A 13,534-nucleotide genomic window follows, 5' to 3' on the forward strand; every position below is an offset into this window, starting at 1 on the left:
TTTATTCCAGCTACTATCGCCCGATGCAGCGATCGAGCAAGTTCCGGGTGATCCGCTGCACCCGTGGATCGGGGCCCTGGACGTGGCCGAACGTACCTACGGCCGGGATATGCCCTGGCGGGCTGCTGAGCCCTTCCGCCCACCAAATCGTGCCGGCGTTGAACACCCAGTTGCCGTGCGGACCCGGATAGATGACGGCCGCGTGCTTCCCGTCCCCTTCGGTGACGGCGCCGGTTCCGATCAGCTCGCTATGGGCGAGCAGCTCCATCCCCTCGATTTCTTTTAGCGGAATGCCGTGATATTCCCAGCCGATCAGCCCCGGGATGCGGTCACCGGCTTTCATGCCCGTCCCTTCGAACACCCAGTGGTCGGGCTTCGCCACCGTCCAGTCCCCGTAACCCGGCCCGTAGGAACGGGCGCCCATCAGCTCGTGCTCGTCGGTAAACCGTTTCTTGCGCGCGAAAGACCGGAACGATTCCGCCGAACCTGGAGACGAATAAGGAATAATCTCATGATACAACGCGTTCCCGGACAAAAATAACAGGCTCACTCCCTTGTCCCGCGCGGCCGTCGCATGGTCGTACATGTCTCTGGTCCAATACTCGTCGTGACCGACCGAGATGAACACCCGGCACTTGTCCAGCAGGGAAGGATCGGCATGAAGGTCGAGATTCGAGCAATACGTGACGTCGTATCCTTCCGCTTCCAACCAATAAGCGAGCGGGAATTCCCATAGCAGAAACTCGCCCGAGCCGCTCGACAACGGCGCATCGACGATTTGGCAATATCTCGAATACGGACGGTCGAAGCCGACCCTCACGTTCGGCCCCTGGTACCACAATTCCGGCGTTCCGTCGTCGTAGATCGAGTTTACTCCCGGCCACTTGTTGTATGCCTGCCACGTAAGATCGCTTACTTGAAGGAGAACCTCCGTCGCTCTCCGCTGCTTGACGACGAAAATGATATAGCTCTGCGCATAGGGAGGAGCTTGCCGGGTCAGCTTGGCCAAATACACCCCGCTCGCCCAGTCGTCCGGAATGACGATCGTCGTGCACGACGGCCAGTCGCATTCCCGAAGCCGCTCCACCGTCTCCATCGGCATCGGCTGCTCCCCTCCGTCAAACGGCCCCAAGTGCAATTGATGCCGTCCACCTTTGCCGTCGTAATACCCCATCCGGTACATGTCCACCGTAAACGGACACTCCGGATATACGCTCACCTTCAGCTCGATGCTGTCCCCCGGATATACGCTCGTACGCGAAGCATACCCTTCGATCGCCGAGGAGCGAAGGCCGCGGATTAGCGTTCCTTGCTGCGTAGGCGTATAATCGAACTTAAATTTCGTGATTTGCCAGTCCAGGGTGCCTGGCTGCGTATTTTCGCGCTGTGTCGGATTCGGCATGCCGCTCACTCCTTTAATCTCAGCCGGATTGACCGGCGACAAATGTAACCGCATACAACTCATTCGAATAGCTCTGGAATCTTCTCACCTAGTTAGTTCAACTGCGGGGCGGAAACTCCTTCCACAATTCTTTCGAAAAAGTCTTAAAAAATCTGAACCGTTTCTCCTACAATGCCACTATAGAAATGAAAGGCAGGTGATGCTGTGAATTCAAACGGTTATGCCGATGCCAAGGAAGATTATTTGGCACTGTTGCAGCAGGAATATTTAGAAAAGCTGGTCTACTACGCCTTGAAGAAAACAGGGAATAAACACGAAGCCGAAGAACTTGCCCAAGATATTGCCGTTCAGGCGGTCATCAGCTTATCCAATGGAAGTGAGCCGTCCGAGTTCGCACATTGGCTGTGGAAACTTGCCAGAAACCGGTATGCGAGATGGGCGGAACGCAAGCATCGCGGTCGTCTAGTTACAGCAATCATTGATGACGAGCAACTGGCTGAATTTGAAGACGGCGGCCCCTCCGTCGAAGATCGTTTGATTCTAAAAGAAAACATCTCTCTATTGAAACGGGAACTCTCTCTCCTGTCCTTCTACTATCGAGAGATCACCGTAGCCTACTACATTCGGGGAGAGCGAGTTCAAGACATCGCCTCTAATCTGCAGTTGCCCGCAGGTACGATCAAACGAAAGCTGTACGAATCCAGGAAAAATATTAGGGAGGGCAACCTTTGGAGCCGTGCCGGGGAACTATTTTCCCATGAAGTCTACATATTGGCCAATGCGATTCAGTCAGGCAAACCTCCGGAACAGCTCGGAGATGCAGAAAAAGAAGTCATTCGCGATCTCATGAAGAGGGGATTTGTGAAAAAGGGCAGCGGACCGATCACGCCGACATTCCCCGTGTGGACCCGTGAACAACTTCATCAATGGGTGAATATTCTCAAAAGCGAACGGTTACACAACGAACTATACGCCATCATGGAGGAGCATTACGACTATATTTATGAAAAAGATCGGGCAGCATGTGCCCGACCGACTCGTCAATCAGCTGAAGTTTGTTTCAGCGACCTACCTATCCGATTTCCGCATGGCCGGTTTGCGCTATGCCCTGAAACACAAACGGATTTCCATCCCGGATTCTATCGAAAGCAGCACCATCGCCATGTACATGGAGCTACACGGATTGCCCGCTGACAGCACCGACTATCCATGAAAACGGCGTCAGACACCTTCCGTTGTCGTCAAACAAGGAAAGCCTCATCGGCAAACCTTTCTCCCACCAGGACGTTGCCGGAGGAGGAAATATGGATTTCGTCCGACAGCGGGCAATCAACCGTTACGATCAGCTCCACCTGCTCCTCATGGGCAATGCGCCGCTGAATCTCCCGCATCCGGCTCCACTGCGGATCGGGAGCGTCCGGCGCCGTATAAGCGCCAAGCTGAGCCGTGAATACCGGGAGCTCCGCTCCAGACTTGCCGGCGACGGTACGAAACGCCTCCAGCAGAGAATGAAACCACTGCGGATGTTACTCCGGGACTACTCATCTCACACGCCTCCCGACTCCCGATCCGCGGATGGCAGAGCACGCATAAACTGCACATACTGCGGGAAAGCAAGCTCCGGCTCCTCCAGGTCCCGGTGCCACCTTTTCTCCCATTCGAACGTATACCAGCCGTCGTAACCGCTTTCTTGAAGCACCGAATAAATGTCGCGGAACGGAATGTCCCCCTCGCCCATAAACCGGTAACGGAATTTCCCCGGCTCGCTCAAGTCCGGCAGCGAATCTTTCCAGTGCGTGTACGCGATGCGGGAACCGAGCGCCTGCCACGTCTTCTCCAGCCGTTCGCCCAGCATCCGGTAAGGGTGGTGGACATCCCACAATACGCCGACCGCGTCCGGCGACGTCCCTTCCAGCAAGAGCAGCATATCCTCGCAGCTCGTCCAGTCGTCATGCGTCTCGATGATCAGCTTCACGCCCGCCTGACGCAGCACCGGCTCCATCCGCGACAATTGGCCTGCGGCGGTGTCCAAAGCTTCCTGCCTGCCCGCCCCGCCAAGCTTGCCGCCAAATGCCCGGATGTACGGCGTGCCGAACCGCCTGCATAGCTCCGCATACCGTTCCAGCTCCTCGAAATTTTGCTCCTCGCGTTCCTTGGACACCAGCGTAATCGAGCTGGAGAAGCAGGTGACGGCGAGTTCCGCCTCCTCAAAACGGCTGATCGTCTCCGCACAATCTTCCGCAAACGGACGCGCCTCGTACACATTCATCTGATCCTGCAGCCCGCGGAAATCGACTCCGTCGAATCCATAACGTACCGCGCTGGCGATAATCGTCTCCAAGTCCCATTGCGGACAGCCCAGCGTCGTAAATGACAGCTTCATCCCAGTTCCTCCCCCGATATACTGATAAATTTAGAAAAACCCGCCCGATCCATCAGCCGGAACAGGCGGGGTGTTTGATCTTACTTAGCGCCTTTGATCGGCTCAAGCGGTTTGGCATTGCCGTACGTCTGGCGCACGCCGTGTCTCGGAGCGGCCCAATTCACCGCATTGGAGATGACTTTCAGGACGTCTTTGTTGTAATAGGTCGGATACGTCTCGTGGCCCGGGCGGAAGTAAAAAACTTTGCCGTTGCCCCGGTGGTACGTGCAGCCGCTGCGGAACACTTCTCCGCCCTCGAACCAGCTGATAAAGACCAGCTCGTCCGGCGCCGGGATGTCGAAGTGCTCGCCGTACATTTCCTCATGCTCGATCTCGAAATATTGGCCAAGCCCTTCCGCGATCGGATGCGCCGGGTCGACGACCCAGATCCGCTCCTTGTCGCCCTGCTCGCGCCATTTCAGGTCGCAGCTCGTGCCCATCAGCTTTTTGAAAATTTTCGAGAAGTGGCCGGAGTGAAGCACGATAATGCCCATGCCTTGCAGGACTCGGCTATGTACGCGGTTGACGATCTCGTCGGACACTTTGCCGTGTGCGCGGTGGCCCCACCAGATCAGGACGTCGGTTTCGTTCAGCACTTCTTCGGTCAGCCCGTGCTCCGGCTCTTCCAGCGTCGCCGTACGGATTTGCAAGCCTTCCGCGGCGATTCCGTCGGCGATGGCGCCGTGGATGCCTTTCGGATAAATGCCGGCAATTTTCTCGTTTACTTTCTCGTGCTCATTCTCATTCCAGATCGTGACTCGAATCATGTTCACTCAGCTCCCCGAAATTCATCTAATTGGATATGATCCATATAATAAACAGCACAATCATGAGCGTCTGCAAAATCAGCTTGACGATCGTGCTTGAAAGAAAACCGACTAATGCGCCGAGTCCGGCCTTCGTCGCCTGCTTCATATCGGCCCCGGTCAGCAGTTCGCCGATCCATGCCCCGATAAACGGGCCTGCGAGCAAGCCGATACCTGGTATGACGAACGGACCGACAATAATACCGATCGTGCTCCCGATCACCGACGCCCGGGTTCCGCCGAACTTTTTGACTCCCCAGGCGCTTACGACATAATCTGCGACCAGGATCGCGATGACGACGGACGTTTGCAGCAGCCAAAACCATACTCCGAATTCTGTGAAGCCGAAAAACAAGCCGTAGACGAAAAATGCCGCATATACCGCAAGCACGCCGGGCAATATCGGAAATATCGCTCCGGCCATCCCGACAACGAACAGCACAACGACCAAAACCCAGCCCAAAATATCCACGAATCCAAGGCCTCCCGTTACCGTAAACGCTCCAGATTAGACGAGCACGTGCTCTTTAATGATTTTGGCTACGGCGTGCTCGTTGTTGGTTACCGTAACGAGCTTGGCGGCGGCTTTGAGCGCGTCCTGGGCGTTGCCCATCGCTACGCCGAGTCCCGCATCGCGGATCATGGACATGTCGTTCATACTGTCGCCCATCGCCACCACTTCGGACATGTCGATACCGAGCATCTCGCATACTTGGCGAAGCCCGCTCGCCTTGCTGACCCCGATCGGATTGATCTCCAGATTGTGCGGATGCGAATTCGTAATCTCGTAGATCCCCTGCTCGTGCAGCCATTCGAGGATGCGTGCCCGGCTGTCGTCGTTTTCGGTAAAAAAGCCGAATTTCAGCCACTGCAGCGAATCGAGGCTTTCCCCGGTCCACGTTTCCTTGTTGAACAGCCCTTCCACCGCGTATGCCCAATACCAGCTGTCATACCGCTGAGCCAGCGCGTGCATCGCCCGGATCTGGTCGACGTCCATCAGCGTACGCTTCAGCAGCTCCCGCGGCGCTTTCCACACTTCGCTGCCGTTGACGGCTACGATCGGGCTGTTCAGGTTCAGTTTATCGCAATACGGATATACGTTCTGAACGCCGCGGCCCGTAGACAGCATAACCATAACGCCTTCCTCAAGCGCCTTGAACATCCATTCGCGATTCTCGTCCGACACCTCGTGCTGACTGTTCAGCAGCGTGCCGTCCATGTCGAGCGCAAGCAATTTGTAACGACCGATACCCATCTGTACGTCCACTCCCTCTGTTCTATAACGATAGCGATCGAGCCGGTTACGAAACCGTTGCGCTTCTTTCGCGGCCGAAGTTCGTCCCTTCCTGCAAATATGTCGAGTGCCACATGCCGAAAATGTATACGGCCCACAGCAGGCGGGCGTAATCCCCTTGACCGCTCTGGTGAAGCTTCATCATCCGCTCCACTTCGGACATCTGAAGCACGTGATCGATGCCCGAGCCGCGAATGCTCTCCAGCAGCTCCGAGCCGCGGGCGCCTTTCAGCCAGTCGCGGAGCGGCACCGGAAAACCGAGCTTCGGACGGTTCAGGATGAAGTCGGGGATAATCCCCTCCATCGCTTTGCGGAATATGTACTTCGTCGTTCCGCCGCCGAGCCGGTACGATTGCGGAACCGTCCGCGCGAACTCGAACAGCTCCTTGTCGAGAAACGGAACCCGCAGCTCCAGCGAATGCGCCATCGTCATTTTGTCGGCTTTCATCAAAATATCGCCGGGCATCCACAGATTCATATCGATATATTGCATCCGGGAAACCGGATCGAGATGTTTCGTCTTGTCGTAATATTGTCCGGCGACCTGCCAAGGATTCTGGTACGAATTGAGCAGGCTCCGGTCATACCGGACGAGCCTCGCCTTCGCTTCTTCGTTGTACAGCTTGGCGTTGCCGAGAAACCGCTCCTCCAGCGGGGTCGTGGCGCGCAGCAAATAGTTGCGCCCGGTCAATCCGTTCGGCAGCAGCCGGGCTGCGGCATGCAGCATCCGCTTAAGCGGCAGCGGCAGCCAGGCCAGCGGACGAAGCGAGAGCGGCTCGCGGTAGATGCGGTAGCCGCCGAACAGCTCGTCGGCGCCTTCGCCCGACAGGACGACGGTCACATGCTCACGGGCCAGCTGCGCCACATGGTACAGCGCGATCGCGGAAGGATCGGCAACCGGCTCATCCTGATGCCAGACCGCTCTCGGCACGGAGTCGAAGAAGTCGCGTTCCGTAATAATTTTCGCATGGTGACGGGTTCCGAGCGCCGCAGCCGTTTCTTTGGCAATCACCGTCTCGTTGTTCGGTCCCTCGAATCCTACGGAAAACGTACGAATCGGTTCGATCGCCCGCATATGCGTCGCGATGGCCGTCGAGTCAATGCCGCTGGACAAGAAGCAGCCCCGCTCCACATCGCTGTGCATATGATGGATGACCGAGTCTTTCAGCCGCGCCCGCAGCTCTTCGACCATCTCGTCAAACGGCCGTTCGACCGGCGCGAACATCGGGTCCCAGTACCGCTTCATCTCCATCCGCCCGTCCGGCGTCACCGTCACCGTATGCGCAGGAGGCAGCTTCAAGATGCCTTCAAACATCGTATTCGGCTCAGGCACGTACTGAAACGTCAAATATTGCAGCAGGCTTTCGTCCCGGAGACGGCGGCCTACGCCTTCCGCTTCGAGCAGACTTTTGATCTCCGACGCGAACAGGAACCTTTTGCTGTCATGGATATAATAAAACGGCTTGATCCCGAAATGATCCCGTGCGCCGAACAGCTTCTTGCGCCTGCGGTCCCAGATGACGAAGCCGAACATGCCGCGCAGATGCTGGACGCAATCTTCGCCGTACTCCTCGTACAGATGGACGATTACCTCCGTGTCGGTCTGCGTCCGGAAGCTATGCCCGCGGGCGAGAAGCTGCTCCCGCAGCGGCTGGTAATTGTAAATTTCGCCGTTAAATACGATCCATACGGACTCGTCCTCATTGCAAAGCGGCTGGTGCCCTTCCTTCAAGTCGATGATCGACAACCGCCGGAAGCCGAGCCCGATGCCCGGGTCGGTCCAGGTTCCCATATCGTCGGGTCCCCGATGGTGGATGACGTCCATCATCGCCTGCAAGGAAGAAGCTTTTATTTCTCTATGATCGAAGTACATCATGCCGGTTATGCCGCACATTAGGTACAATCCTTTCTCTATCGCGATTCAAGCCAGCGGAACGCAGCTTAGGCCGGAGGCGCTACTCCTCTCCAGCTTTGCCCGCTTTCTCGTTTTGCAGACCCGCTCCTCCGTCGGCTTGACCGGACAAGCGTATTCCGCAACAACTATAGAGTATACCATACCTTAGGCGGTTTTCGTAAAAAGATAGACTTGCTTCAGAGCAAGTTTTAGTCCAGGCGGATTTCGCGGCCGAGCTTGGCCGATTCGTAGATCGCGCACAAAATTTTAATCATATCCACGCCCTGCTCCGGCAGGAAAATAGGGTCGGCTTTGCCTTGCACGACATCGATAAAATGGTGAATGTTCGACTTATGGCCGCCGGAATCTTTTGGCAGCTGCGGAATGACGTTGCACAGCGTGCCCTCGATCTCCGTGAACAGCTTCAGGTCGTCGTTAAACAGGCTGAAGCCCGACTTCGTGCCGCGAAGCTCGATAAAACGCCCCTCGTTTTCGACATTGGACGCCCAGCTGCATTCGAGCTGCAGCGTAGCTCCGTTGTCGAAGCGGATAAACCCGGTCGCCAGATCCTCGACGTCAAACGTGCCGCCCGTCTTTTTCTCGCCGAAAGCGCCGTGCTCGGAATCGTTCAGATCGTTGCCCGCAAACTTCGTATACACCGAGCCGCTAACTGCAACCGGTTTCGGATTGCCCATAATCCAGATCGCCAGGTCGATCATATGAACGCCGAGATCGATCAGCGGACCGCCGCCGGACAGTTCCTTCGTCGTGAACCAGCCGCCTTTGCCGGGAATGCCTCTGCGTCGCACCCATCCGCAGCGGCCCGTATAAATCTCGCCCATATGCCCTTTATCCACATACGTGCGCAAGAAATCCGACACCGGGCGGAAACGGTTGTTGCGCATCACCATAAGCACTTTCCCGCTCGCTTTGGCCGCTTCCGCCATCTTGACCGCTTCATCGGGATTGATCGCATCCGGCTTTTCGCAGAACACGTGCTTGCCCGCTTGAAGCGCTGCCACCGACACGACCGAGTGGTACAAGTTCGGCGTACAGACGTTGACGACATCGACTTCGTCGCTGGCGATCAAATCGTTGTAATCGGAATAGATTTTGGCAATTCCATGCTCGTCGGCAAGCTTCTGAGCCGCCTGCTGATTCGCGTCGCAGACGGCGACGATTTCCGCATCGGGATGAGAGAGCCATGACGGCAAATGCGCATGTTTAAATATATTGCCTACCCCTACCACACCTATCCGCAATTTCGACAATTCGGGCACCTTCCCTTGTCCATAGATTTCCTCGCCTTCCATTATCAACGGTTGCACCCTGGATGACAAGACAAAAATTTAGTCGATATGATCGATGGCAAGTCCGGTTGCAGTCAAGGTTTGGCGCGCCCTCTCCCTTCACTACGATATGCGGTACATGGTGCCGAACTTTCGGAACGCTGCAACCTCAGCAGCACGTGTTCGAACAGCAGCAGAGTACCTCCCTTCCCTTCACTTGATTCACGGCACGACGCCGGAGGTGATCGCCTTTCTGAAGGAAGGGCGGATCAACCTCCGGCGTCGTGCGTTTGCCGATCGTGGTATCGCAATGAAAGTTCGCGAAAGCTTCTTGCTTCACGACTGTTTACAGCCTTTCGGTTATTCCGAGGTTTTTATCTTTGGATGTCTAAACGTAAAACTTCAAGTCTTTTAATTTGTCCACATCAGGCTCTACACCGAGTCCCGGCCCAGTCGGCACTTTGACCGTAGCGTTCGTGATCTCCAAGCCCTTGACCAGCATATCTTCCAGCAGCTCGGGACCATTTAATTCTGGCGGGAGGGCGAGCTGCAACGTGCTGAACATATGAATCGCAGCCGCAAAAGCGATCCCGCAATCGGTGAGTCCGCTTCCAAGAAGCGCTATCCCGTTCGCTTCGGCCACGGCCGCCGACTCCAGACACTTGCGGATTCCGCCTGCCTTGCATATTTTGAGCACAACCATATCTGCAGCACCCATACGCGCCGCTTTGGCCAAATCCGCAGCCGAGAAAGAACCTTCGTCAATGGCAACGGGCAGCCCGCAGCGCATGCGTACGGAAGCCATTCCATTCCAATCATGGCTTTTCACCGGCTGTTCGACACAAGCAACCGTAGATATATCCCGGATCGACTCGAGCATCCGCCAAATGGTGCCGGGCGTATATGACTGGTTCGCATCCAGCCAAAGCGGATTGCTACCGGTCGTTTCCACAATTTTGCGAATTCTCCGGGCATCTTCTGCGATATCTCCGGATATTTTGATCTTGTAGGCCGTGTAGGCCGAAGATTCCGCGGCATTTGCCGCCATCACCTCGGGACGATCGATCCCGATGGCCGAACAAAGCGGAACTTCGGAAACAAGCGCTCCCCCCAGCAGAGCATGCAGCGGCAATCCCGCCATTTTCCCCGCCAAATCGTGGAAGGCGATATCCATCGCCGCTCTGGCAAAAGGCATCCCGTTCGAGACGGAAATGCTCATGGCCGCTTCGGCCCTTTTATGGAAAGTTCCAATCTCATAGGGCGAGAGACCGAGTGCAAGTGGAGCCAGGTGATGCCGAACGGCGGCGACCATCGTTTCGATCGTTTCGTAATGCCACATCGGATTGGCTCTTTGCTCGCCCCAGCCGACAATTCCGTCATCCGTTTCCATCCGAATAAACATGACTGGTCTTCCGACTCCGCCTGGCGTCACCTTGGAACCGTTGCCCAACTCAAATACTCTTCGGCCGGGCACACGTACGGACCATACATCAATTTTAGCAATTCGAGTCATTGCTCCTATCCCCCCGGTTTTATGTTATAACGGAACGATCGCCCATTCCCCGTCGTCGCCGATCCTGAGGCTGTGCCGCGTTCCATTTGCAGACTTCAAAACATACTCCGTACTGCTGTCTTCGATATGATATTTGGAGCCGGCCGAGGCCACATCGTTTCCTTCTTCAATGACATACTCTTTCACAACAATTTTTTTATGATTCGGATTTGCTCCCGCAAGGTTTGTCAGACCGATCATATTTAGTGAGGGATTCACTGCGCGATATATCATATCTCTTATCATCGCTTTTTTTAGTGCCGCCAGATGAATGGACATGCCTGTCCCGGTCCCTCCAATGACCGTCATGCCCCTTACCGTTACATATTCCGCTTGTACCGACAACGGATGTGTGATGGTGATTTCTTGTTCCTCGTGTTGTTCGGCATCGAACGTGCAGTTCTCGATTACGAGCTGCTTGACATCTTTCAAGCTGGTACGTCCTACGCACTCGACATTTCTTAACGTCAACCTATCGACTCTTGTGTAGCAGTGAATAGCGTATAAGGTATTGGGTGAAAGCGCTTTTATAGTATCGAACACGGCCGTGCCAACATCTATAATTTTGATCGAGTTCGAGCGATTGGCACCCTTGATATAAATATTGCGCAGCAGCAAATGCTCGACAAAATAGTTGTTCGGATCGATCAGTACGGGATCTACGCCATTTTCCAATGAATCGGTTATGGCCACAAAATTTTCAACCGTGATCAGCTTCGAATTGCCGTTATGAGAAAAACCTTTGAATTTGAAATGGAGCGCTTCACTGTTCAAAAGTTGAAAGAAATCCCCATGTGAATTTCTAAACCCCGAATATCCGGCATTTTCCGAGTAGCATTTATTGAGCGTAACGTGATGGGCTCCATCATTCCAGAACCCGTGAAATTTCGTATTATTGAATTGAACGTTCATAAAGTAAGAACGATTTCCTTTATTGTGAAGCCCGAAACCCGTTCCGGTATAACTTGAAGATAAGGCTTGACTATTTCCGTCAATTATAATGTTTTCCACTTCTATGGTTTCCATTGCTTGCAGTACGGCAGGCAATTCGGGATGATCGACAAATTTTAAAGTTCCGCCGCCTGAAATCTTTATCGGCTTGTTGATAACCAAACCGCGAACTCTGAATATATGAGCAGAAGGAATCATAATGGTTCCGCCTGCAGGACAAGCTGCAATCGCGTTGAGAATCGCATCCGTATCATCGGTAAGGCCATCCCCGATTGCGCCGAAGTCTTTCACATGAATCGATTCGCACAGTTTCATGCTGACCATTCGACCAGGGGCACCAATCTCGTTCCGATACGAGTCGGCAACCGCGTTCTCCCTCCCGTATACATCTGATGAAACGCCGGACACGCCGTTAACTTTCCTGAATAGCCCTTGCGAGATCAGCACAGTTCCTGCCGCTCCGGCCATAGTCAGCACCGCTCTTCGGGTCAATGACTTGCTTTTGAATGTCTTGCCGTTTTCGACGGATGTCTCGTCAATACCCTTTCGCTTAAGCATTGGCTTGAACTCCTTTGCATGGTATCATTTACCGGATTTTTTTGTTTCGATCTCTTTATTGGCCGCTTCTGTAGCCATACGAAATGCGGTATTGATATCCGTATTCCCTTTGAACGTGTTTTCCAAAGCGATTCTGGCATGCTTAGTCGCGATGTCATAGTAGGTAGAGTAGATCCCTTCCGGCACTGCTGCAAATTGTTTCGGAAAAATGGCCTCCACCTTTTTTCCTTTAAACAAGGCCGACTGTTGACCGAATGAGGCAATATGAGCTTTGTTTTTCATAATCGGAAGCAATACGCCTTGCTTCGACTTTTCCGCCTGATATTCCGTTGACGTCAAATGCGAAATCATCTCAAATGCCGCATCTTTATGCTTGCTCGTGCTTGTAATCGCCATCGTCAGGAACGAATAAGGCTGATACCCGACTCCTGGCTGCCCCTTCAACGTGGGAAAATAAGTAAAGTCCCAGTTATCCTGGCCCAAAGGCTCAATTCTTGCCTTCGCATATAAAGCGGCACCGGGCTCGATCATAGCTACGGTTTGCTCTTTAATGAACATGTCATTTTGTTTGCCGTTCGCCATGGGCACGCTGGACATCTCATACCCCGGCTGGGTATAGATCTGCACCAGATTTTTTAAGTAATTTTTGAACTTGTCTGTATCGAATGCGACCTTTTCCAATGAATCGTCCAGCATACGCTGCGATACCTGATTCAACAGGATTAGATGGTTGTGAGACAGTAAAAAGCCGCGATACTGCACGCCACCATCGTTTCGGGTAAGTCTGCGAGATAAAGCATCGAGTTCATCCCAGGTCATCGCCCGATCCGGATACGACACGCCAAACTTGTCAAAGATGAGCTTGTTATAGTAGATGGTATTCGGCGATAAATATAACGGCAAACTATAGATGCCCCCATCGGACATTTCCCGGATCAGATCCACAACGTTGGGATCGATCAAATCGAGATTGTAGTTGAATCGTTTAATCAGCTCGGACATATCAAATTGCAAATTATAATCCATAATATATCTGGAAGTTGCCCCAGTCGAGGTGAAAATAATGTCCGGCGTCGTGCCGGCGGTTATCAACATTTCAAGCTGCTTGCTATTTTCATACGGGATCAGCTTCGTTTTGATATAAGGATATTTCTTCTCTACCGGGTCAAGAAAATGTTCTCGAAATTCATCCGGGGTCCAGACCGTGTTCGTCGTGTAAATCGTAAGCTCGACGGGTGCCTTTTCCGCTAAGGGCCGCACCGCATTTTCACTCGACGATTCCTCTTTTCCGCAAGCTGCCATACTGAAGGCCAAACACGTCGTAATTGCCGCGAATACCATGCTTTTTTTTCTCATTGTCATGTCC

The 13,534-nt window shown here is 54.0% G+C and carries 12 protein-coding genes; 1 reads left to right on the top strand and 11 read right to left on the bottom strand.

What is annotated here, in order from left to right:
• Positions 1-13 precede the first annotated feature (13 nt).
• A complete protein-coding gene (locus tag IDH45_RS05520; RefSeq protein ID WP_190925489.1) occupies positions 14-1,402 on the bottom strand; it encodes a N,N-dimethylformamidase beta subunit family domain-containing protein in 1,389 nt (462 codons plus the stop codon).
• A 204-nt stretch (positions 1,403-1,606) separates the two neighbouring features.
• Between IDH45_RS05520 and IDH45_RS05525 the strand changes: the two genes are divergently transcribed.
• The gene (locus IDH45_RS05525; RefSeq protein WP_190925491.1) at positions 1,607-2,596 is read left to right on the top strand and encodes an RNA polymerase sigma factor; all 990 of its coding nucleotides are present in this window, start codon (positions 1,607-1,609) and stop codon (positions 2,594-2,596) included.
• A 47-nt stretch (positions 2,597-2,643) separates the two neighbouring features.
• On the opposite strand, the gene IDH45_RS05530 is transcribed toward IDH45_RS05525, so the two are convergent.
• From IDH45_RS05530 to IDH45_RS05575, 10 genes are all read right to left on the bottom strand, one after another.
• On the bottom strand, positions 2,644-2,907 hold the full coding sequence (locus tag IDH45_RS05530; protein WP_190925951.1) for a sialate O-acetylesterase: 264 nt from the start codon (positions 2,905-2,907) through the stop codon (positions 2,644-2,646).
• Positions 2,908-2,948: 41 nt separating this feature from the next.
• Positions 2,949-3,785 (bottom strand): sugar phosphate isomerase/epimerase family protein, encoded by an 837-nt coding sequence (locus IDH45_RS05535; RefSeq protein WP_190925493.1) that lies wholly within the window; start codon positions 3,783-3,785, stop codon positions 2,949-2,951.
• 80 nt (positions 3,786-3,865) lie between these two features.
• Positions 3,866-4,591 (bottom strand): ThuA domain-containing protein, encoded by a 726-nt coding sequence (locus IDH45_RS05540; protein ID WP_190925495.1) that lies wholly within the window; start codon positions 4,589-4,591, stop codon positions 3,866-3,868.
• A 25-nt stretch (positions 4,592-4,616) separates the two neighbouring features.
• On the bottom strand, positions 4,617-5,102 hold the full coding sequence (locus IDH45_RS05545) for a DUF456 domain-containing protein (protein ID WP_190925497.1): 486 nt from the start codon (positions 5,100-5,102) through the stop codon (positions 4,617-4,619).
• A gap of 36 nt (positions 5,103-5,138) precedes the next feature.
• The gene (locus IDH45_RS05550) at positions 5,139-5,885 is read right to left on the bottom strand and encodes a Cof-type HAD-IIB family hydrolase (protein WP_223836412.1); all 747 of its coding nucleotides are present in this window, start codon (positions 5,883-5,885) and stop codon (positions 5,139-5,141) included.
• A 46-nt stretch (positions 5,886-5,931) separates the two neighbouring features.
• Positions 5,932-7,818 (bottom strand): asparagine synthase (glutamine-hydrolyzing), encoded by a 1,887-nt coding sequence (gene asnB, locus IDH45_RS05555; protein ID WP_190925499.1) that lies wholly within the window; start codon positions 7,816-7,818, stop codon positions 5,932-5,934.
• Positions 7,819-8,027: 209 nt separating this feature from the next.
• The gene (locus IDH45_RS05560) at positions 8,028-9,089 is read right to left on the bottom strand and encodes a Gfo/Idh/MocA family protein (protein WP_190925501.1); all 1,062 of its coding nucleotides are present in this window, start codon (positions 9,087-9,089) and stop codon (positions 8,028-8,030) included.
• A 406-nt stretch (positions 9,090-9,495) separates the two neighbouring features.
• Positions 9,496-10,620 carry a mandelate racemase/muconate lactonizing enzyme family protein gene (locus tag IDH45_RS05565; RefSeq protein WP_190925503.1) on the bottom strand — a complete coding sequence of 375 codons (1,125 nt, stop codon included), beginning with the start codon at positions 10,618-10,620 and terminating at the stop codon, positions 9,496-9,498.
• 24 nt (positions 10,621-10,644) lie between these two features.
• Positions 10,645-12,168 carry a glycoside hydrolase family protein gene (locus IDH45_RS05570; protein ID WP_190925505.1) on the bottom strand — a complete coding sequence of 508 codons (1,524 nt, stop codon included), beginning with the start codon at positions 12,166-12,168 and terminating at the stop codon, positions 10,645-10,647.
• A 24-nt stretch (positions 12,169-12,192) separates the two neighbouring features.
• Complete coding sequence (locus IDH45_RS05575) at positions 12,193-13,524, bottom strand: ABC transporter substrate-binding protein (RefSeq protein WP_190925507.1); 1,332 nt, start codon at positions 13,522-13,524, stop codon at positions 12,193-12,195.
• Between the last annotated feature and the right edge of the window lie 10 nt (positions 13,525-13,534).

Source organism: Paenibacillus oceani (assembly GCF_014705615.1).
GTDB classification, from domain to species: Bacteria; Bacillota; Bacilli; order Paenibacillales; family NBRC-103111; genus Paenibacillus_AB; species Paenibacillus_AB oceani.